General features: G+C 37.7%; 24 protein-coding genes. 10 read left to right on the top strand and 14 right to left on the bottom strand.

Going from position 1 to position 20,184, the window contains the following annotated elements; genetic code table 11:
• The first annotated feature begins 34 nt into the window (after positions 1-34).
• The 4 genes from AAV96_RS11375 (at position 35) to AAV96_RS11360 (ending at position 4,179) form a co-directional block, all read left to right on the top strand.
• Positions 35-799: an RsiV family protein gene (locus AAV96_RS11375; RefSeq protein WP_005214162.1), complete on the top strand. Its 765-nt coding sequence runs from the start codon at positions 35-37 to the stop codon at positions 797-799.
• 117 nt (positions 800-916) lie between these two features.
• Entirely contained in the window at positions 917-2,188 is a 1,272-nt protein-coding gene (gene serS / locus AAV96_RS11370; RefSeq protein WP_046739374.1) for a serine--tRNA ligase, read from the top strand.
• A gap of 67 nt (positions 2,189-2,255) precedes the next feature.
• Positions 2,256-3,629: a siroheme synthase CysG gene (cysG, locus tag AAV96_RS11365; RefSeq protein ID WP_004664490.1), complete on the top strand. Its 1,374-nt coding sequence runs from the start codon at positions 2,256-2,258 to the stop codon at positions 3,627-3,629.
• Positions 3,630-3,708: 79 nt separating this feature from the next.
• Positions 3,709-4,179: a tRNA (cytidine(34)-2'-O)-methyltransferase gene (locus AAV96_RS11360; RefSeq protein ID WP_004664488.1), complete on the top strand. Its 471-nt coding sequence runs from the start codon at positions 3,709-3,711 to the stop codon at positions 4,177-4,179.
• Positions 4,180-4,188: 9 nt separating this feature from the next.
• Here the strand turns inward: AAV96_RS11360 and AAV96_RS11355 are convergent, their stop codons facing one another.
• Both AAV96_RS11355 and AAV96_RS11350 read right to left on the bottom strand, forming a co-directional pair.
• A complete protein-coding gene (locus AAV96_RS11355) occupies positions 4,189-4,569 on the bottom strand; it encodes a VOC family protein (protein ID WP_046739373.1) in 381 nt (126 codons plus the stop codon).
• Between the two features lie 24 nt (positions 4,570-4,593).
• Positions 4,594-4,968: a winged helix-turn-helix transcriptional regulator gene (locus tag AAV96_RS11350; RefSeq protein WP_034602038.1), complete on the bottom strand. Its 375-nt coding sequence runs from the start codon at positions 4,966-4,968 to the stop codon at positions 4,594-4,596.
• Positions 4,969-5,085: 117 nt separating this feature from the next.
• Between AAV96_RS11350 and AAV96_RS11345 the strand changes: the two genes are divergently transcribed.
• Positions 5,086-5,640 (top strand): flavodoxin family protein, encoded by a 555-nt coding sequence (locus AAV96_RS11345; protein ID WP_004664484.1) that lies wholly within the window; start codon positions 5,086-5,088, stop codon positions 5,638-5,640.
• 52 nt (positions 5,641-5,692) lie between these two features.
• On the opposite strand, the gene AAV96_RS11340 is transcribed toward AAV96_RS11345, so the two are convergent.
• The 7 genes from AAV96_RS11340 to rpoD form a co-directional block, all read right to left on the bottom strand.
• Positions 5,693-7,096: an APC family permease gene (locus tag AAV96_RS11340; RefSeq protein WP_171062470.1), complete on the bottom strand. Its 1,404-nt coding sequence runs from the start codon at positions 7,094-7,096 to the stop codon at positions 5,693-5,695.
• Between the two features lie 253 nt (positions 7,097-7,349).
• Positions 7,350-8,534 (bottom strand): iron-containing alcohol dehydrogenase, encoded by a 1,185-nt coding sequence (locus AAV96_RS11335; protein WP_004664481.1) that lies wholly within the window; start codon positions 8,532-8,534, stop codon positions 7,350-7,352.
• A 1-nt stretch (position 8,535) separates the two neighbouring features.
• A complete protein-coding gene (locus AAV96_RS11330; RefSeq protein WP_004664480.1) occupies positions 8,536-9,069 on the bottom strand; it encodes a hypothetical protein in 534 nt (177 codons plus the stop codon).
• Between the two features lie 81 nt (positions 9,070-9,150).
• Entirely contained in the window at positions 9,151-9,801 is a 651-nt protein-coding gene (gene lipB / locus AAV96_RS11325; RefSeq protein WP_046739372.1) for a lipoyl(octanoyl) transferase LipB, read from the bottom strand.
• A 288-nt stretch (positions 9,802-10,089) separates the two neighbouring features.
• The gene (locus AAV96_RS11315; RefSeq protein WP_046739370.1) at positions 10,090-10,401 is read right to left on the bottom strand and encodes a DUF3144 domain-containing protein; all 312 of its coding nucleotides are present in this window, start codon (positions 10,399-10,401) and stop codon (positions 10,090-10,092) included.
• A 50-nt stretch (positions 10,402-10,451) separates the two neighbouring features.
• Positions 10,452-10,739 (bottom strand): YbeD family protein, encoded by a 288-nt coding sequence (locus AAV96_RS11310; protein WP_004664473.1) that lies wholly within the window; start codon positions 10,737-10,739, stop codon positions 10,452-10,454.
• A 130-nt stretch (positions 10,740-10,869) separates the two neighbouring features.
• Positions 10,870-12,753 carry an RNA polymerase sigma factor RpoD gene (rpoD, locus tag AAV96_RS11305; RefSeq protein WP_046739369.1) on the bottom strand — a complete coding sequence of 628 codons (1,884 nt, stop codon included), beginning with the start codon at positions 12,751-12,753 and terminating at the stop codon, positions 10,870-10,872.
• A gap of 350 nt (positions 12,754-13,103) precedes the next feature.
• Between rpoD and AAV96_RS11300 the strand changes: the two genes are divergently transcribed.
• Both AAV96_RS11300 and AAV96_RS11295 read left to right on the top strand, forming a co-directional pair.
• On the top strand, positions 13,104-13,304 hold the full coding sequence (locus AAV96_RS11300; RefSeq protein ID WP_004664469.1) for a PA3496 family putative envelope integrity protein: 201 nt from the start codon (positions 13,104-13,106) through the stop codon (positions 13,302-13,304).
• A gap of 77 nt (positions 13,305-13,381) precedes the next feature.
• The gene (locus AAV96_RS11295) at positions 13,382-13,906 is read left to right on the top strand and encodes a YecA family protein (protein WP_005161776.1); all 525 of its coding nucleotides are present in this window, start codon (positions 13,382-13,384) and stop codon (positions 13,904-13,906) included.
• 113 nt (positions 13,907-14,019) lie between these two features.
• On the opposite strand, the gene AAV96_RS11290 is transcribed toward AAV96_RS11295, so the two are convergent.
• Positions 14,020-14,628, bottom strand: coding sequence for a LysE family translocator (locus AAV96_RS11290; protein ID WP_046739368.1), 609 nt, complete (start codon positions 14,626-14,628; stop codon positions 14,020-14,022).
• A gap of 101 nt (positions 14,629-14,729) precedes the next feature.
• Between AAV96_RS11290 and AAV96_RS11285 the strand changes: the two genes are divergently transcribed.
• Positions 14,730-15,608 (top strand): LysR family transcriptional regulator, encoded by an 879-nt coding sequence (locus AAV96_RS11285; protein ID WP_046739367.1) that lies wholly within the window; start codon positions 14,730-14,732, stop codon positions 15,606-15,608.
• 136 nt (positions 15,609-15,744) lie between these two features.
• Here AAV96_RS11285 and tmpT read toward each other — a convergent pair whose 3' ends face one another.
• The 3 genes from tmpT to AAV96_RS11270 all read right to left on the bottom strand — a co-directional run bounded on the left by tmpT (position 15,745) and on the right by AAV96_RS11270 (position 18,121).
• Entirely contained in the window at positions 15,745-16,383 is a 639-nt protein-coding gene (tmpT, locus tag AAV96_RS11280; RefSeq protein WP_046739366.1) for a thiopurine S-methyltransferase, read from the bottom strand.
• Between the two features lie 47 nt (positions 16,384-16,430).
• Entirely contained in the window at positions 16,431-17,042 is a 612-nt protein-coding gene (locus AAV96_RS11275) for a DedA family protein (protein ID WP_046739365.1), read from the bottom strand.
• 146 nt (positions 17,043-17,188) lie between these two features.
• On the bottom strand, positions 17,189-18,121 hold the full coding sequence (locus tag AAV96_RS11270) for a rhodanese-related sulfurtransferase (protein ID WP_005214121.1): 933 nt from the start codon (positions 18,119-18,121) through the stop codon (positions 17,189-17,191).
• Between the two features lie 109 nt (positions 18,122-18,230).
• Between AAV96_RS11270 and AAV96_RS11265 the strand changes: the two genes are divergently transcribed.
• Positions 18,231-18,722 (top strand): DUF1289 domain-containing protein, encoded by a 492-nt coding sequence (locus tag AAV96_RS11265; protein WP_004664457.1) that lies wholly within the window; start codon positions 18,231-18,233, stop codon positions 18,720-18,722.
• On the opposite strand, the gene AAV96_RS11260 is transcribed toward AAV96_RS11265, so the two are convergent.
• Positions 18,719-19,375: a DUF2306 domain-containing protein gene (locus AAV96_RS11260; RefSeq protein ID WP_046739364.1), complete on the bottom strand. Its 657-nt coding sequence runs from the start codon at positions 19,373-19,375 to the stop codon at positions 18,719-18,721. The two genes, AAV96_RS11265 and AAV96_RS11260, sit on opposite strands and share 4 nt — an antisense overlap.
• A gap of 69 nt (positions 19,376-19,444) precedes the next feature.
• Here AAV96_RS11260 and AAV96_RS11255 point away from each other — a divergent pair, with 69 nt between their 5' ends.
• Positions 19,445-20,110, top strand: coding sequence for a YARHG domain-containing protein (locus tag AAV96_RS11255; RefSeq protein ID WP_046739363.1), 666 nt, complete (start codon positions 19,445-19,447; stop codon positions 20,108-20,110).
• Positions 20,111-20,184 lie beyond the last annotated feature (74 nt).

Here is a 20,184-nt window from a genome sequence, read left to right as displayed (position 1 = left end):
GCTTTGTATAGTAAGAAAAACATCAGAGACTTGCATGACGATGAACTTTACACAATTATCAAAAATTATTCCGCTTCTTCCTATCCTGACAGTTATTGCATTAACAGGTTGCCAACCTAAAAAAGATACAACTAATGAAAAGGACAAAGTAGATATTCCACTCATTCAAGCGAAAGTTATTGCAGTCAAAATACCCAAACAAAAAGTCTGTTTAGAAGATGGTTGTACCAAGTATGATTTACAAAACGTTGAAACCAATCAAAAATGGATTGATGAATATTTTCTCAATCGTATGAAAAAAGCTGAGCCGAATGCATTTTCGAACTTAGCTGATCAACAGGTAAAAGTCCCTGCTGGTGAACCATCACTAAGTGAAAGTAGTACCTATGTACGTTTTGTAGGGCAAAATTATAATTTGGCGACTTTCGCAATTCAGACTTACTCATATTCAGCCGGTGCTGCGCATGGTATGTCACATCAAGAATTTGTGAATTTTGATTTGTCGAATAAGAAACATATTACTGTTGCAGAGTTGTTGAAACCTGAAATGAATCAAAAACTTCGCGATGAGTTGTATGCAGCTAATCAAAACTGGTTAGATGATCACCAAATTAAGAAAGATCAATTGCAAGTCAGTGATAATTTTTATTATGGAGTAAATGGTATTGTATTTGTTTATCCTCTATATGAGTTGGCTTCATATGCAGAAGGGATGAGCGAATTAACTTTACCGTATTATTCAGCCAAAAAATTTATCAAGGCTGAATATTTACCAAGCTTACCTAAAGAGCCAAATTAGTTGTTAGTCAGCATCTAAACATTGTTTATAGATGCTGATAGTTTATTGCCAATCGCTGTATTTTTTTAGGTTAAAGCCTTACACTATAGCCAGTTTTTTCTCTATTCATGATTGATTATGATCGACCCAAAATTACTCAGAAATAATATTGAAGTAGTGAATGCTGCTTTAGCAAAACGTGGTATTCAGCTTAATGTACAAGAATGGGCTGACTTAGAAGTTCGCCGTAAAGATTTACAATCCAAAGCTGAAAATTTACAGGCTGAACGTAACGCTGGTGCAAAACAAGTTGGTCAAATCAAAAAGTCGGGCGGCGATGCATCTGAAATTATGGCACGTATGGCTGCCATTGGAGATGAAATCAAAGCGGCTGAAGTTGCGCTTGCTGAGTTGCAAACTGAACTAGAGCAAAAATCACTGGCGATTCCAAACTTACCTGATGAATCTGTTCCAGAAGGTAAAGATGAAAGTGATAACTTAGAAATCTTAAAGTGGGGCACACCACGCCAATTTGATTTTGAGATCAAAGATCATACTGATCTTGGTGAGTGGATGGGTGGGCTTGAGTTTGAAACAGCAACCAAATTAACAGGTTCACGTTTTAGCGTACTCAAAGGTCCTTTGGCACGTCTACAACGCGCTTTGACGCAGTTTATGTTAGATACACATACGCTCAAAAATGGTTATACCGAAGCGTATGTACCTTATTTAGTCAATGCAGATAGTTTACGTGGTACAGGTCAGCTACCTAAATTTGAAGAAGACTTATTCAAGTTGCAAGGTGAAAAAGAATATTACCTGATCCCGACCGCAGAAGTGCCAGTAACAAACTTTGTGCGTGATGAAATCTTAGATGCCGATCGTTTGCCACTTAAATACGCAGCACATACACCATGTTTCCGTAGCGAAGCAGGTTCTTATGGTCGTGATACCCGTGGTTTGATTCGTCAACATCAGTTCGATAAGGTCGAAATGGTGCAAATTTCTAAACCAGAGCACTCAATGCAGGCGCTTGAAGACTTAACTGCACATGCAGAGGGCATTTTGCAGGCATTAGGCTTACCATATCGTAAAATTTTGCTCTGTGGTGGTGATATGGGGTTTGGTGCAACCAAAACTTATGACTTAGAAGTATGGGTTCCAAGCCAAAATACCTATCGTGAAATCTCAAGTTGCTCAAACATGGGCGATTTCCAAGCACGACGTATGAAAGCACGCTACCGCGTAGATCAGAAGAAGATCGAATTGGTGCATACGTTGAATGGTTCAGGTTTAGCTGTAGGTCGTACTTTGCTTGCAGTGATGGAAAACTATCAACGTGCTGATGGTTCAATCGAAATTCCTGAAGTTTTACGTCCATATATGGGCGGTATTAGTTATATCGACTAAAATGCATCGAATTTGTGCATAGTTTTTGCTTGGGCTCAATCAGATCTAAAAAATATAGAGGCGTATCGTGGAAATTTTCCCAATCTCTTTAAAGTTGCAGCAGCAACGTTGTCTGATTGTGGGTGGTGGGCATATTGCCTACCGCAAAGCAAACTTATTAGTCAAAGCTGGTGCGATTATTGATGTGATTGCACCAGAGATTGAGCCTGATTTGCAACAATTAGTTGAGAAGTCACTGGGTCAATATATCCAAGCCCCTTTTTCTGTAAATATTTTAGTAACGCCTTATCGCCTAGTGATTGCAGCGACAGATCAGCCTGATGTGAATAAAGCTGTCTTTGAGCAATGTGAGATACGTAATCTTCTCGTCAATAGCGTGGATGATATTCCAAATTGTCGTTTTATGGTGCCTGCAATTATTGATCGGTCACCACTCGTTATTTCTGTGGCTTCAAATGGAGCTTCACCTGTTTTATCACGTCAAATTCGTACACAGTTAGAAAGTTCTATTCCACATGGTATGGGTAAATTAGCTGAGTTTTCTGGTCAATGGCGTAAACAGGTTAAAGAAAAAATTGCGAATCCAGATGAGCGTCGTATTTTTTGGGAAAACTTATACGCAAGCCCACTAAAAGAACAAGTCTTTAATGACAATCTTGAGGTAGCAAATAATTTAATTGAACAAGCCTTAACAGAATGGACTGCACCGAAAGGTGAAGTCTATTTAGTGGGTGCGGGTCCCGGTGATCCAGAGTTGCTGACTTTAAAAGCATTACGCTTGATGCAACAAGCTGATGTGGTGATTTATGATCGTTTGGTCTCTGCACCGATCTTAGAATTGTGCCGCCGTGATGCTGAAAAGATTTATGTCGGTAAAGCACGTTCAAATCATTCAGTCCCACAAGATGGCATTAATGCTTTGTTGGTTGAATATGCGCAAAAGGGTAAACGTGTTTGCCGCTTAAAAGGTGGTGATCCATTTATTTTTGGGCGCGGTGGCGAAGAGATTCAAGAATTAGTTGAAGCTGATGTTACGTTTCAAGTTGTGCCAGGTATTACAGCGGCGTCAGGATGCTCTGCTTATGCAGGTATTCCACTCACGCATCGTGATTACGCGCAAAGTGTACGTTTCTTAACAGGACACCTTAAAGAGGGATCACCAGAACTTCCTTGGAGTGAGCTAGTGTATGAAAACCAAACTTTAGTGTTATACATGGGCTTAGTCGGTTTAGAACGCATTTGTGAGCAATTGATTGCTCACGGCCAGCGTCCAAATATGCCAGTTGCACTTATTTCCAAAGGTACCACGCCAGATCAAAATGTGGTTGTTGGAACTTTAGCTGATATAGCGACCAAAGTATCTGAGCATCATATCGTAGCACCGACTTTAACCATTATTGGTGAAGTAGTCAGTCTGCGTGAACAGTTAAAATGGCAATAAAATTTCCTTTATGGCGTTGTCGTCATTCCAGATCTATTTAATAAGTAGATCTGGAGAATTTGAATAGTAGAGAAAATTTGTGATTCATGTTGTCCTATACGAACCAGAAATACCTGCAAACACAGGTAATATTATTCGTTTGTGTGCCAATACAGGTGCTCAATTGCATTTAGTGAGACCTTTAGGTTTTGAACTAGACGATAAGAAATTGAAGCGAGCAGGTTTGGATTACCACGAATGGGCAAGAATGCAAATTTGGGACAATATCGAACTCTGTCTTGCCGATTTAAAAACCAAAGGTGTTGAGCATGTTTTTCCACTGACCACTAAAGGTACAGCGACACCGCATACCGTCGATCTTAATCGTCCAGTTGCTTTGTTAATGGGACCTGAAACTCGTGGTTTACCTGAACAAGTGCGTTTAATGTTCCCACAAGAGCAGTGGATTCGTTTGCCAATGGCTGAAAACTCAAGAAGCTTAAACCTCTCTAACGCAACTGCAGTTATTGTCTATGAAGCGTGGCGGCAACAGGGCTTTAAACAACTTTAGTTCCTTGGGTTAGAGATCACCATACGGGCTCGCAATAACCAAGGTATAACCATTCAGATCTTTAAACCAAATCTCTCGATGGTGTGCGTTAGGGTTGTATTTCGGTCCTTCTAAAATTTCGATTTGATGAGTTTGTAATTTTTGAACAATCTCATCAAATCGATTGCTTTCAAACCACAATAAAACCCCATTTCCAATCAGCCGTTTGGGGTCACTGATATGTGAGTGGTCATGAGCTTGCCATTGGTGCAGTTGTAACACCATATGCTGCTCAAATAACAATTGTTCATATTCTCTGCCACCATGCCCGCTTTCTAAACCAAGTATTGTTTGATACCACTGACTGGTTTTTTCGACATCAGCTACCGCAATTAAAGGCTGTGGATACATACACACCTCACTGAATGATTAGAATTATTGTTCTTGTATTGCATCAAAACGTTGCTGTGCATAAATGACTTGTTCAATATTACTCTCTGCCCAGTCTTTTAATTGATATGCCATTTTTGCGACTTCTAAGCCGAGTGGGGTTAATGAGTAATCAACACGAATGGGTGCAGTATCTTGTACTTGTCTTGCAATAAATCCATCTCGTTCTAACATTTTTAATTTTTGTGAAAGCACTTTTGGGGAAATACCCTGAATACTTTTTTTGAGTAAATTAAAATGCTGAGTTTCTCTTGCAAGTATATTGATGATCAACAAAACCCATTTATCTGCAATTTTTTCAAAAAATAATCGAGCAGGGCAATGTTGTTGATAAATATTATATTTTAATGCTTGATTCATATTTAAACCCTTCTTTTTCTCCATTGAATGTCCCTAGTTACCGATTGGTAACTAATTGACACCTAGTTTCTAAAATATATCATTAAATCGAACTTTTTAAAAATTTTGGATAATCTCATGACAAAAATTGCAGTTGTTTATTTCTCTGGTTATGGTCACACCAAAGTAATTGCACAAACTTTTGCACAACCGATTGATGCTACATTAATTGAAATCGATCAGAACGGTGAAATTACAGAGCAAGATTGGCAAACCTTAAATGATGCCCAAGCGATTGTATTTGGCGCGCCAACATATATGGGAACAGCACCTTGGCAATTTAAGAAATTTGCTGATGCTTCCTCAAAAGTATGGTTCACGCGGGGTTGGCAAGATAAAGTTTTTGCAGGCTTTACAAACAGTGCGAGTTTAAATGGTGATAAACAAGTGACGTTGATTCAATTACAAACCTTAGCTTCTCAGCATGGTGGTATTTGGGTGAGTTTAGGTTTACTTCCAGCTAATACTAAAGCTGCTAAACGCGAAGATGTGAATAATTTAGGCGGTTCTGTTGGTTTACTGGTTCAATCACCTTCAGATGCGAGTGTAGATGAGATTCCTACAGGGGACTTAGAAACAGCGAAGCTGTATGCTGAACGTGTTAAATCAATTGTTGAAAAACTGCATAGCTAAGTTTTGAGTTAATAAAAAGGCGCATTTAGCGCCTTTTTAAATTTAGATGATTTTATTCGTGTTCATTGTGTTGAGGTGCATTATATTTAAAGCCTTTGGTTTTATAGCCTAAATATAAAACACCAAACATTGCCCACCATAAACCGTATTTTAATGCTGTATCTTCAATTTCCAGCCACATAGCGAAGACACTGAGGAAGCCACAAAGAGGAATGATGACAAAGTTTAAAATATCTTTGAAATTCTTGGTGCGACCATCACGTAATGCATAGCGAGAAATTACTGAGAGATTCACAAAAGTAAATGCAATCAAAGCACCAAAGCTGATCATTGAAATCACAACATCCAAACTCATAAAACCAGCGCTTAATGCGACCAATCCTACAATGATAATATTATAAGATGGGGTATATGTTTTATGACTAATATGGCCGAAGATTTTCTTGTTGATGACACCATCACGACCCATTACATACATTAAACGAGATACGCCAGCATGAGCTGAAATACCAGATGCCATGACAGTCACAATTGCAAACGCTAAAACGTAAGACTGGAACAGCGAACCACCCACCAATAATAAAATATCTGGCTGCGTTGCTGCGACATCTTGGAAGTAACTTTTTGGATCATTTGGAAAGTAAATTTGCATAAAGTAGGTGCTAATAATAAAAATTACACCTGCGAATAATGCAGTCAAGAAAATCGCTTTTGGTAAGGTCTTTTCAGTATCTTTGGTTTCTTCTGCTAGAGAGCTTAGTGAGTCAAAACCTGTAAATGAAAAGCACAGTAAAGTCGCACCTGTAATTAACGCACCAATAGAGGTTAGCTCATTCCAGAACGGTTGTAAGCTCCAAAGTTGATAGCGTGTTTCTGCAGTAATCGGACCTTCTGCGTTATACCCCATTTGTAGTTTGTTATAAACTAAATAGGTGAATACACCGATGACGATCAATTGAACTAAAACAATCAAGCTATTAAAGTTTGCAACAAAACGAGCACCACGTAAATTAACACCAGTCATAAAGGCTGTTAATACAATCACCCAAACCCAATGATTTACATTTGGAAATAAGGCATCCAGATAGATTCCCGCCAAGATGATATTGACCATCGGTGATAGTAAATAATCGAGCCAAGAAGACCACCCCACCATAAAGCCAACATTTGGATGGATTGATTTTTGAGCGTAAGTATAAGCCGATCCAGAAGATGGATAACGGCGAATCATGTGCCCATAGCTTAGCGATGTAAACAAAATCGCAATCAATGCCACAATATAAGAGGTAGGAACATGGTGATGACTTTCTTCTGATACCAGACCGAAGGTGTCAAATAAGGTCATCGGTTGAATATAAGCCAAACCAATAATGATAATGTGCCAGAGACCTAGCGTTTTTTGCAGTTTAGCTACCGATGGAGTCCCAGAAATATTTGTCAACGGCGTTATCCTCATAATCGTTGATCAAAGATCAGCTATGGTTTTAAGGGCCATTTGAGACAAAAATGACCCCCGCTACAAAATAAAGAAGTGCGCCAATTTATCGTAATTTATTATAAATTGTCAGTACTTTTATGCTTCTTTTAGCAATTTTTTTGCCAATTCGCCAAAGAAATAGATGAATAAAGATTCACTTAAAATAGCAAAGCCCCGATAACGAGATTATATCGGGGCTTTGAAAGTTAAATTTTTTATTTAACTTAATGAATTACCAAGCTTTTTGCAAAATTGCACGAAGATCTTCTAAATTTGCTTCTTTTGGATTGTAAATGATTGAACCATCATTTAGCGCTTTTTCAGCAACTTCGTCTAACTGTGCTTCTGTCACTTTACCCGTTTCACGTAAAGTGCGTGGAAGTTTAGTAAGCGTGAATAAACGATCACGCATAGTTAAAATAGTTGCAATGGCTTTTTCTGCTCGCAGATTGGCAGGTGTCTGTGCATAAATATCTGCACCTGCAAGTGGAAGCAATAATTCACCAATCTTAGCACCATTAACTTCTTTGTTGTATTCAAGCACATATGGCAAGAATAAGTTCATGCAAAGACCATGGGGTAGGTGAGCAACTGCGCCTAAGGCGTGACCAAGTGAGTGTACTAAACCTACCATTGAATTAGAGAATGCGATTCCCGCCATAGTTGATGCTTGAGCAAGCTCTAAACGACCTTGTGCATCACTTGGGTTGTCTAAAACTTTGAATAAGTTTTCACTAATTTTCTTTATACCAGCACTTGCATAAGCATCACTTAAAGGATTCGCTGCTAAGCATGTATAAGCTTCAACACAGTGAGTTAGTGCATCCATACCTGTCATTGCAGTTAGGTGTGGTGGCAATGTTTGTGTCATGCGCGGATCAAGAATTGCAGCATGTGGCATGAGGTAGTAAGAAGCAAATGCAAGTTTGACGTTTTTTTGCGTATCAGAAACAACAGCAACCATAGTTGCTTCAGAACCTGTACCAGACGTTGTTGGAATGACGAAGAATGGTTTTAATGGTTTTGGTAGGTTATGCGCACCTGAGTATTGCAATAAATCATCGCCACCTTCTGAAACTAAAATATTAGTTGCTTTCGATGTATCAATAACCGAACCACCACCAATCGCAATAATCGCATCACATTTTTTTTCGCGATACAGTTGTGCTGCTGCACGTACTACTTCTAAGCTTGAATCGGGTGGAACGTCATCAAAAATTGCACCAATTACAGCATCTGTTGTGCTAAAAGCAGCTTCAATTGGGCTGAGTAGACCATTTGCACGTACGCCTTTATCGGTAATGATCATTGGGCGTTTTGCGCCTAGAGTCGCAAGTTCAAAAGGGATGTGCTCTAACGCAGCGTTACCAGCAATTACTTTTACAGGACAGAAAAATTCGTAATAAGGCTTAGCCATGTTATGCGCTCCGTTTGAAATATGATTGTGCGACTTTGAGGTAGATATTTTTTGCGCCAGTGAATTTTTCTTTGAATGTTAATTCAGCTGGATAACGTTTCACAGCAAGTGATGCAATCAATTTAGGTAGAATTAACGCTTCCATTTTATTTAAACAACGAACTAATCGAATGGCACTTGAAACATCACCATCAGCGATCATACGGTCGTTAGCAAATGCTTGAGCGGTACTTTCTTGGAAAGAAAATACAAGGAAAGCATGTGTTAAATGTTTAAAAGTAATTGTTAAATCTGGTTTGCCTTTATAATTAGGTAAAAGCTCCAATTGTTTTTCTTCGGTCACTCGTGCAATAAATGCAGGACCATTTGGGAAAACATTCATTGAAAGTATAAAGCCAACTGGAAATTTAGAGACTTCCTGTTGTACTTCGTCATCCACTTGGCTTGCCATTACTAAACCACGACCGACGACATCCATCATGAGTTTTACGTAGGCAAATTGCAAAGTGGGCTTCACTGCTTTGGTCGAAATCACTCGCGTATCCCTTGTTAAAATTATGCAAAAGCAAATTTAGAGTAATTACTCTAATTTATTTCTTTGGAATTTAAAAGTAGTTTATTCAGATTTGACTACAAGGTCATGAAAGAAATTCGTATTTTGTAAATAGCTAATAAAATCATGACAAAGTTGCTCAAAGCTTGGGTAATCTTCAAGCAAGTCTTGCAAGCGTACCATTTCTAAACCTGCGTATCCACAAGGATTAATGGTTTGAAAGCCTGTTAAATCACAATCAATATTTAAGGCTAAACCGTGGTAACTACGACCACGGCGAATTTTAAAACCTAAAGACCCGATTTTAAGACCATCAACATAGACACCTGGTGCATCAGGCTTAGCATAAGCCTCAATATTGTATTGTTTCAGCAACTCAATCATGGCTTGTTCAGCAAAGCTGACTAAAGTTCGGACATGCCATTTCAAACGGTTTAAATCTAATAGGAAATAAGCAACGAGTTGACCCTTACCATGCCAAGTGACCTGTCCCCCGCGATCAGTATGGACAACAGGGAGGTTGCTGTGCATCAGGATATGTTCAGCTTTACCTGCTTGCCCTTGAGTCAAAACATCTTGATGTTGTAATAACCAAACTTCATCGGGTGTGGTTTCATCGCGATTGGTTGTAAAGTCTTTCATTGCTTCAAAACGAGCTGTGTAGTCTTGTAGATCATTGAAACAACGAACGATTAAGGAGGGTTTAGAATTCATTTTTAACACCTTGCTTTACATACTCAAGTATTTCTGCACAGTTTGATTCATATCCAGCAATGGGGAGGTCATTAATAAACTTAGCCCATTTTATAAATATTATTGGCTCACCTGAATTTGATATTTTTACAGAATTTTCACCTAAGATAGATAGCGTTTCGCTGTAACATAAATTTTGATGAACGTATGTACTGAAAGAACCTGCATAAAAGCAAGTAAAACTCCAAATGAGGGCTAAGCAGATAAAAGGTATACGTTTAAAAAATTTCATATGGCATTTAATATTTCTTATTCGTTGAATATCTCTGATTCTGGAGGAATAAACATATATTCTTGAAAATTTTCAATATAATCATCAAGATTTTCTTCAAGCATTTTTCTATATTCGGTTAGGAAATATTCTATTGTTTCTTCTTTAGCATTCGCTAATTCTTCACCAGTATTCCATCCTGTTGCGCTCACCCAAGCATTAAAGCGTGATGTTGCGTAAAGCATGGAAGCGCTGACTTTTCCTCGTCCGATTGCTTCCGTTATCTGCTGATTAGACAATTGAATATGCTGATCAGCTCGTTCATAGAATTCATCATCAATGTTTTGCATTATTATTCTCACAAAAAATCCAAAACACTTTCGTATTTTGGATTTCTTACTTAAAGCGCTGTCTTAATTAAAGGACAGGCTGCAAGATCAGCATATAGCGCATGAACTTGTTCTAATTCTTCGAAGCGTAATTGTGCAGTCAAAGAATGGTATTTACCTGTACGTGAAGGTTGTACTTTTACTGTACCACCATCGAATTCAGGGAAGTGCTTCTGCAAAATATCAACAACAGCCACTCGAAGTTCATCCCCTGCATTACCAATCAATTTGATTGGATAGTCCATCGGGAAAACCCAAAGATGTTCTTGCAATTCACGAGAAGGAGTGCGGTCTAACATGAGCAACCTCTTTAATTTGAAACGCCTGCATCAGTGCAGGCGCTTATGATCTAATAACTAGATGGGGATGGAATGTTTAATTTCAAGTCTCGATTAAGGGCTTACGCCATCACTCAAAACTTCCCATCAATTAGTCATTTTCCAAGAATGAACGTAAATGTTCAGAGCGAGAAGGGTGGCGAAGTTTACGTAATGCTTTCGCTTCAATCTGACGGATACGTTCACGTGTTACGTCAAACTGTTTACCCACTTCTTCTAAAGTATGGTCAGTCGGCATATCGATACCAAAACGCATTTTTAAGACTTTAGCTTCACGTTCTGTTAAGTTTTCAAGTACTTCACGTGTCGCTTCTTTTAAACCTTCTGAGGTCGCAGCATCGACTGGAGATGTGATGTTTGAGTCCTCAATGAAGTCACCAAGATGCGAATCTTCGTCATCACCGATCGGTGTTTCCATCGAAATCGGTTCTTTTGCGATTTTAAGTACTTTACGAACCTTAACCTCGTCCATTTCAAGACGTTCACCTAATTCTTCAGGTGTCGGTTCACGTCCCATTTCTTGAAGAAGTTGACGTGATACACGATTGATCTTGTTAATCGTTTCAATCATGTGGACTGGAATACGAATAGTACGCGCTTGATCGGCAATTGAACGAGTAATCGCCTGACGAATCCACCAAGTTGCATAAGTCGAGAATTTATAACCACGACGATATTCAAACTTGTCTACAGCCTTCATCAAACCAATGTTACCTTCTTGAATCAAATCAAGGAACTGTAAGCCACGGTTGGTGTATTTCTTCGCAATCGAAATAACCAAACGTAAGTTTGCTTCAACCATTTCTTTCTTGGCGCGACGTGCTTTCGCTTCACCAACTGCCATACGTTTAGAGATATCTTTGATATCTTTTACGTTCAAACCAAGGTCTTTCTCAATATCGGCAATCTTCTGCTGGAATGCCAATACGTCAGGGCGCACTTTTTCTAAATGTGCTTTGGTTTCAGCAGGGGCTTTCGCGATTTGTTCATCTAACCAAGTTGGATTTGACTCTTGTTCAGGGAACGTTGTACGGAATTGATTACGATCCATACGACCACGACGCACTGCATAACGCATGATTTCACGTTCATTGGTACGAATTTGTTCATGTGTGCCGCGAATCATTTCTGAAATGATGTCAAATAAACGTGGTGTGAATTTGAACATCATAAAGACTGCAGCTAAAGCTTCTAGTGCAGCTTTTGCTTCGTCACTATTGCGACCATGTTTTGCTACAATTGCTTTTGTATCATTCCAAGCAGCTTCTAGTTCAGAAAAACGAACTTTGGCGATTTCAGGATCAGGTCCAGATTCACCTTCGGAATCATCATCACCTTCAGATTCTTCGTCTTCGTCATCATCATCAAGTTTTACATCTTTTGTCGCAGGTGAAGCGCTTTCAGCTTCTTCAAGTTCTGCTTCTTCTTCCAGTACTTCTGGAATGTCATCATCAGTTTCTGGGTCTAAGTAGCCAGAAAGAATATCGGCAAGACGACGCTCACCTGTTAAAAAGTCATTATATTCTTGTAAAACGACTTCAACAGCATTTGGCCAATAAGCAATTGAATGTAAAACGTCACGAATACCTTCTTCGATACGTTTTGCAATGCTAATTTCGCCTTCACGTGTTAAAAGTTCAACTGTCCCCATTTCACGCATGTACATACGTACAGGGTCAGTGGTACGACCAGGCTCACTTTCAACCGATGCTAATACGGCAGCAGCTTCTTCTTCAGCGACTTCGTCCGCAGCTTCAGTAGATTCACCAAACATGGTGTCATCAGTTTCTGGTGCACGTTCATGCACTGGAATACCAACGTCTTGAAGCATCTGAATGATGTCTTCAATCTGCTCACTTTCCGTAATTGAGTCTGGTAGATGATCGTTAACCTCAGCGTAAGTTAAGTAACCTTGTTCTTTGCCTCGGCTAATCAGAGCCGCTACTTGCGAAGTAGGGGAATTCATATCGCTCATCTTTGCTTACTCTTTTGTTGAATCTGTGGCGGTGAAAAACCGTGCATGATAGCACAATTCACGAGGAATGTTTTGGATTTGATCCGCTAGCTTTAAATAAAAAATAGGTTGGATTGAACTGTAGTTTCTTAAATATGGGGGTGTGTCATAATTTTTCAAGCAGAGAATTCCTATTCAAGAATTTTTTCATTTGTACAATTGTTAGAATATAAATACACAAAAAAAACGATGAAAAAAAGTACAAAACACCATTTTATAGTGAAAAAATCAAATAAAACTTGACAAGGTTTAATAAGACCGATAAATAGCGGCTAGACCCATTTATATTTTTTCATTTAGAGGTACTGTTAGTGTCTTCTACAGATTTCGAATTAGATGATGATAACTACGGTGAGGATGATGTTGGTTTTGATGAGTCATCAGGCAAAATCAGTGCCAAAGAATCATTAGAAAAGCGCCGTTTGATTGATGATCTACTCGCTCAACGCCGTTTAGAACGAGAATTAAAAGATTTCGATTATGATTTCGACGACGATGATTTGGATGACTAAAGCGAAGCAAAATTGCTAAGACTTTATGTTTGAAAATGTTATGCTGTTGCCGATGTATTTAAAATTTGGATCATAAAATGAGCACATTAGATTTAGACTTATTGAGTAATTTTCTTGACGGTGATCAAAATGAGCACGGTTTAGATTTTGCAGCGACTCATGGCTTTTTGTGTGCTATCGCGGTTGGTCCAAAATTTGATCGTTGGTTGGATGAGCTTTTTGAGAGTAATCAAAAGAAAGTTCCTAGTGAAATCATTGAACAAATCAAAGCTTGGTTAGAGTCTATTCGCCAAGATTTAGCCAATGAAAACGGAATTGAATTCCCTTTTGAAATTGAAGAAGCAGATGTTGATTCAAGTCTAGGTGATTGGAGTGTTGGTTTTGTTGATGCAATGTTCTTAAATGAAGAGGCATGGTTTGCTCCAGAGTTTGAAGAACAATTGGTTGATTTAACTTTACCAATTATGGTGTTTAGTGGCATTGATGAAGAAGATCCTCAAATGGAGTCTTTCCGCCGGAATGGTCAATTGATGGATGAATTAGCGGAAGAAATTCCTGATAATTTGAACGAAATTTATCTCATGTACCACACACCAGCTTAATGAGTTTGTTGATCTCAAAATAATTTCACTTTGAAAGATGTTGTAGTAGAAATTTAAGTATTAAAACGTCCTTAAAGGACGTTTTTTTATGATGATAACTTGGTGATGATGAATTAGAGTTGAGTTAAAAATAAGCTAAACCCTAAGATAATTAAAATGCAGCCAATCATTCGATTGATTCTGACTTGTTGAGTAAGAATTTTATTTCGAATGATAGGTGTGGAGCAAAAAATTGCTACTAAACAAAACCAAGCTAAATGGCTGCTAGAGATAAAAAATCCATATGCGATTAATTTGTGTAGACTGTTGCTACTGGTTATTAAGAGTTGCGAATAAATACTCATAACAAAAAGTGTGGTTTTTGGATTAAGGCTATTGGTGAAAAATCCATATTTAATAGCATGCCAGCGTGTCATCCGATTGCTATTTTCATCAAGCAAAATTGGGGTTTGAGTAAAGGTTTGATAGCCAATATAGATTAAATAGCTTGCACCAATATATTGAATAAGTTGAATTAAGTTGGGAAGTGAGTGTTGCAATAAAGTCAGTCCAATTAAGCTATAAATGATGTGGACCCAAACACCCATCGCAATGCCATAGGCGGTACACATCCCCAAATTGCGACCATAGAGATAACTATTTCGTGTGACAATAGCAAAGTCAGCACCAGGGCTAATGACTGCAAGTAAAGTGATTAAGCCCACAGTAATAATTTCATTCACTCATCTATTCCTGAATTGCATATTTAAATATTTTTTATATTTTTCATATTCTTGCTATATTTAAAATTGAATTTAATTCCTGTTATATATGAGTTTTTGGAATGATTGAGCGATTGCCTTTGAATTCACTTAAGTTTTTTTATTATGTGGCGCTTTATGAGAGTGTGACGGTTGCTGCGGAAAATTTATTTGTTACCCAAAGTGCAGTGAGTAAGCAACTTAAAAATTTGGAAGAAAGTTTGGGATTGGTTTTATTTATTCGAGAAAATCGAAAACTTGCATTAACGTCTGACGGGAAACAATTATTTGATTGTTGTCAGCAAATATTTCAACAAATAGAACAATGCTTATTACAAATCAGACAATATAACAAAAAGGATCAGAACCTTATTTTATCGTGTGAATCAACTTTGGCGATGAAGTGGTTGATTCCTCGTTTAGCTCACTTTAAGCAACTTTATCCAGAGTTTGATGTGATTTTATTAACGGGTGGAGGACGTGTCGATTTTACTACGCAAGATATAGATTTGGCATTAAGACGAAATGATTTTGATTGGGGAGGAGAGGTTTTTAGTGAGAAAATAGCAGAAGAGCAAATGCTCTGTGTAATTGCTAAAAATAATATAGAAAATAATCAAAAAATGTTTGTTTCTACATCAAGACCGAAGCTTTGGCAACAATTTAAAAATCAATATCCTGAGCAGTTTCAGAATTGTAAAAAATTTACATTGGAGCATTTTTATTTATGTATAGAGGCATGTTTAGCTGGTTTAGGTGCAACTATAGTTTCTGCTTATACTGTTGAAAAAGAAATTAAATACAAAATGTTCAATATATTAAGTCCAGTTTATCAAGATGGTTCATCATATGTTTTATTATCAGCTCAACCTTTTGAGAGTGATATTCGTAAAATATTATTTAGAGATTGGCTGCGTTCAGAGATGCAATCAAGCCAAGATTGGTGTAGAACTTTGAGTTAATCTACTTTCGGAAATAAGTTAATTCATTAATCGAATATGTTTTATTGGATAAGTTTGGCTTTCTTGAATTGATAAACACTCTGGGAGAATATCATCATTCTCCAGAGCTAATGTTCTGTCTAGATCATCTATGAATTTATTTTTCCTTACGGCTGAGATGCCAAATACTTTCATTGGCTGTTGCTTTATTTCTAAGATTTTCTGTTGCAGTTGTTAATAATTCAAAATTGTAATGTTCTGCGTAATGCTTTGTTAATTCATCTTTAGGAACGGAGAATGGTGGTCCTTTAAGTAAGTTCTGATCATATTCAAGGCTAATTAATAGCTGAGGTGCTTGTTTTGTAATGTCTGACAAATGTTGTGTGTATTGGCTTCGCATTTGTTGTGGAAGAGCAATTAGAGCAGCTCGATCGTAGACAGCATCTATATCTCCAAGTTGTTGTGCTGTTAATTGGAAAAAATCACCAACGAATAATTCAATTTGAGAATGTTGATAGTGAGTCAATTCACCTGATTGCGTCTCTTTAAAACTCAATTCTAAATTTGAAATAAGATCTTGGATTGCAATAGGGCTAAGATCAATACCAACTATTTGATAACCCTGATTTATTAGCCAACTTATATCTAAACTTTTACCACAAAGTGGAACAAAAATACGAGCATGAGGCTTTAAATCTAATGATCTAAAATATTGGGTTAGTAGGGCGTGAGGTTGGTCTTGATGAAAACCAATATTATTGTTTTGCCATTTGTCATGCCAAAAATCATGTTGCATTATTTGAACCTCAGTATTCATTTAAATAGAGTTGAAAATGTCATCTACTATTTTTTTGATAAATAGAATTTCTTGATTAAGAACCAAAGTACGTATGCTATTGCAATAGCTAAAATAATAGTGCCAATACGTTGTGTAATAGCACTCATCAATGCTGGATTTTCACTAAAATGATAACCAACATAGGCAAGTAGCGTGGTCCAAAGGATTGTACCTGCAGCACTGTAAGCCATGAACTTACTAAATGGCATTTTGCTCATACCTGCTGGGATACTAATTAATGAGCGAACTGCAGGTACCATACGACCAAAAAAAACGATCCTATGCCCATATTTTTCAAACCAAACTAATGATTTTTCAAGATCAGCAACACTAATACGGAGGTATTTTCCGTAGCGTTCGACAAGAGTAAAAAGGTGGTGTTGCGGAATCTTTCTACCAATCCAATACAGTAATGCCGCAGCTAGAAGTGAGCCGATACTACCAGCAATAATCACTCCGATTAAAGTCAGTTCACCTTTTGCCGCAGTATAGCCTGCGGATGGCATAATGATTTCGGATGGAATTGGTGGGAAAATATTATCAAGAAACATTAAAAATGCGATACCCAAGTATCCTAGTTTCTCCATGATGGATAATACCCAATCTTCCAGTCCCATAGCGCCTAAATATGATTTGTGAATTAGGGTTTAGAATAAAGGTTGTCTAAATAACTCTCAATGATGTATTGGTTAATAATCTTGATGATTAAAATAAAAAAAGCCTTAGTTTGAGCTAAGGCTTTTTATTAAATGTTTATACTTATTTATAGACGCTTGCGTTTTGCCGCTGCAATTTGTGACTGACGCATACGGAAGCCAGCTTTTTGTTTATCCGTAGTTTTATCAATACAGTAAACACAAGACACGCCGTGTTCATAGCTTGGTAATTCAGCTTCAACCTTAGTAAGTGGCCATCCACAAGCGTGACACTTAATATTTTCACCTTCTTCAACGCCGTGAGTTACCGCCGTACGACCATCAAATACGAAGCATTCACCTTCCCACATGCTTTCTTCCGCAGGGGTTTCTTCTAGATATTTTAAAATACCGCCTTTGAGATGATAAACTTCATTAAAGCCTTCTTGTAGAAGTAGAGAAGTTGATTTCTCGCAACGAATACCGCCTGTACAGAACATCGCAATTTTTTTATCTTTATGTTGTTCAAGGTTTTGTTTTACATATTCAGGAAATTCACGAAAACTTTCAGTTTTCGGATCAATCGCACCTTTAAATGTACCAGCTTTGTATTCATAGTCATTGCGAGTGTCGATCAGGATCACGTCATCACGACTAATCAGATCATTCCATTCTTTAGGATCAAGATAGTGGCCAACTAAATCACGTGGCTTAACTTCGACACCTAAAGTGACAATTTCATTTTTAAGTTTAATTTTCATTTTACGGAATGGTTTTTCAGAGCTTTCAGACTCTTTATATTCCATTGCATTGAAACCTTCGTTTAAAAGGAATTGATGAACGGTATCAATCGCGGCACGGTCGCCAGCAACAGTTCCATTAATTCCTTCAGACGCTACAATCAGAGTTCCACATAAATTGATGCTCTTCACTAAGTTCAAAAGACGTTGTTGCAGGTCTGCTGCATCTGAAACTTCTTTAAATTGATATAGTGCCGCAACAACCCAATTATTGGTCGCTTGCTGTTCTACAGGTGCAAGCTGTTCTACAGTAGCGTTCATGGATAACTCCAAATGTATTAAGATAGAAAAATAAGGCGCACATTTTAGCGCGAAATCTGAAAATAAGCGAGAAAGCCATAAAGCAAATATGGTTTTAAAGGAGTTGGTTTTGAGTAACGATCGTCGAATTCCATCATTGACCCCCTGTGCAGGACGTTGCTCAACGGTATTTGGTGATCTGGTTTGTCGTGGTTGTCGACGTTTTAATCATGAAGTGATTCAGTGGAACACCTATACGCCTGAGCAAAGACTGATGGTTTGGAGGCGATTGGATGCACAATTGAATCAAATATTAGTGCCTTTGCTACCTCATGCGAATCTTCAACATATTGAAGGTTTTATTCACAGTAAACATATTCGTGTCTTAGAGACAGCCACTACAGGGCGAAAGTTGTATCATGCTTTGAAAATTTGCGAGAAGAATAAGCATTTGGCACATGATAGTGGGCTTGGTATTACAGATTCACAGGTTAAACCAATTTGGGATGAGTTTGAGCGTCGTGTGCTGGCTTTGGCGAAGGCGAGTTATGAATTGGCATGGTTACGTGCAGATGGTATCAGTGCAACCTTGTTACGTGCCCTAGAAGAAGATGAGATCTAAAAAGATTTTTTACGAAAAGTTAGCCAATAAATAACCATTTCAGCAATTAATACATTTATCGTCCAGCCTAACCATGCTTCAAGCTGATAAATGTGGATTGGTGTAAGCCAATCCCAATAGGGTTGAATTTGGTAAAGTGCAAGTTTCCATGTTCTTAAGCTTAATGCAGATAAGGCTAAAGCAAAACTTCGAATCATCCAGTTACGATGTGCAATCCATTTTTTTTTAAAAGCATAATAAAGTGCAAATAGGGTACTTGTTCCCCATAATAATCCAAGAATGACAAAGCAGATTTGAGTACTTAGACCTCCATTTGCTGAGATTGCAAGAATGAAGCCGCTAGGCAAGGCGACTCCTAGTGTTGCAATAATATAAAGCCAGCCCGCACAGCGATGTAAATGTGGTGTGTTGTTTCGAATTGAATGTGAGAATTGGGTAAAACCCGCCAATAATACCAAGCTGCTAGTGATAACATGAGTTTGAAATGCAAAGCGCCAAGGCTGAGTGTGCACGACATCTTGCTTAAGAACTAAAAAATTGGTGCTATCTGACCAAGGGAAATAATTCAGGCAGATTTTAAGCATTAACCAAGATAGATAGCCGAAAACTAATATGATGATCAATTGAGAGAATCGGTTGAGTATTTTCCACATAAATATTGATCACTGATATGCTGTGCAAGCAAAATAATTTAAATAGTCTTTTTAGATGAGAACATTAAAATGAATAAGCCTAAACAATTATTAATTGCGATTGCTATTTTATCAAGCACTACGCTGACTTTAGCACAACCCGCTCAAATAGCACCTTCATGGACAGGGTTATATAACGATGAACAAAAAATTTCTTTGTTTATGCAGCAAAAAGGTAATGATGTTACTGGTTATAGTGTTTTGAATGGTAAGCAACTAAATTTTAAAGGGAAAATTAAGCAAACTGATTCAAATTATACATTAAGCTTGAATGAAATTGGGCAGGGGGTGGATGTTGGTCGATTCGTATTGAATTATAAGGGGAATACTTCACCGATTGACGCGCAATGGTCGTCTGCAACTCAAACGGTAAAACCTAAATTTTTTAGTTTAAATGCACAGCAATGTAAATATGCAAAAGAGCAAGGGGAATTTCCTGATGCTTCTCTGCGTTTGTTAAAAGATGCTGATTTACAAGTACCTTTAGGTCAATTGCAATATATGCGCAATGAAATTTATGCACGTCATGGATATGCTTTTCAAAATAAAAAATGGGCGATCACTTTCTCACAATATGATTGGTATATGCCATGTTATCTAAATGTAGATGCACGTTTGACTCAAATTGAAAAAGAAAATGTGAAACGTATTAAAATGGTCGAACCATATGCAAAAGATATAGATTGGGGGCGTTAATTCATTTTGATAATACTGTTTCTAATAAAAAAGCTGCCATTTGGCAGCTTTTTTAACATTAATTTTAAAAATAA

Source organism: Acinetobacter sp. AG1, assembly GCF_001005525.1.
Taxonomy (GTDB): domain Bacteria; phylum Pseudomonadota; class Gammaproteobacteria; order Pseudomonadales; family Moraxellaceae; genus Acinetobacter; species Acinetobacter modestus.
This window is presented reverse-complemented; position numbering and strand designations above follow the sequence as displayed.

Coding starts and splice junctions, on each gene's coding strand:
- AAV96_RS11375 (WP_005214162.1), top strand. CDS start 35: ATGACGATGAACTTTACACAATTATCAAAAATTATTCCGCTTCTTCCT.
- serS (WP_046739374.1), top strand. CDS start 917: ATGATCGACCCAAAATTACTCAGAAATAATATTGAAGTAGTGAATGCT.
- AAV96_RS11355 (WP_046739373.1), bottom strand. CDS start 4,569: ATGTATCCACAGCCTTTAATTGCGGTAGCTGATGTCGAAAAAACCAGT.
- AAV96_RS11350 (WP_034602038.1), bottom strand. CDS start 4,968: ATGAATCAAGCATTAAAATATAATATTTATCAACAACATTGCCCTGCT.
- AAV96_RS11345 (WP_004664484.1), top strand. CDS start 5,086: ATGACAAAAATTGCAGTTGTTTATTTCTCTGGTTATGGTCACACCAAA.
- AAV96_RS11340 (WP_171062470.1), bottom strand. CDS start 7,096: ATGAGGATAACGCCGTTGACAAATATTTCTGGGACTCCATCGGTAGCT.
- AAV96_RS11335 (WP_004664481.1), bottom strand. CDS start 8,534: ATGGCTAAGCCTTATTACGAATTTTTCTGTCCTGTAAAAGTAATTGCT.
- lipB (WP_046739372.1), bottom strand. CDS start 9,801: ATGAATTCTAAACCCTCCTTAATCGTTCGTTGTTTCAATGATCTACAA.
- AAV96_RS11315 (WP_046739370.1), bottom strand. CDS start 10,401: ATGCAAAACATTGATGATGAATTCTATGAACGAGCTGATCAGCATATT.
- AAV96_RS11310 (WP_004664473.1), bottom strand. CDS start 10,739: ATGTTAGACCGCACTCCTTCTCGTGAATTGCAAGAACATCTTTGGGTT.
- rpoD (WP_046739369.1), bottom strand. CDS start 12,753: ATGAGCGATATGAATTCCCCTACTTCGCAAGTAGCGGCTCTGATTAGC.
- AAV96_RS11295 (WP_005161776.1), top strand. CDS start 13,382: ATGAGCACATTAGATTTAGACTTATTGAGTAATTTTCTTGACGGTGAT.
- AAV96_RS11285 (WP_046739367.1), top strand. CDS start 14,730: ATGATTGAGCGATTGCCTTTGAATTCACTTAAGTTTTTTTATTATGTG.
- tmpT (WP_046739366.1), bottom strand. CDS start 16,383: ATGCAACATGATTTTTGGCATGACAAATGGCAAAACAATAATATTGGT.
- AAV96_RS11275 (WP_046739365.1), bottom strand. CDS start 17,042: ATGGGACTGGAAGATTGGGTATTATCCATCATGGAGAAACTAGGATAC.
- AAV96_RS11270 (WP_005214121.1), bottom strand. CDS start 18,121: ATGAACGCTACTGTAGAACAGCTTGCACCTGTAGAACAGCAAGCGACC.
- AAV96_RS11260 (WP_046739364.1), bottom strand. CDS start 19,375: ATGTGGAAAATACTCAACCGATTCTCTCAATTGATCATCATATTAGTT.
- AAV96_RS11255 (WP_046739363.1), top strand. CDS start 19,445: ATGAATAAGCCTAAACAATTATTAATTGCGATTGCTATTTTATCAAGC.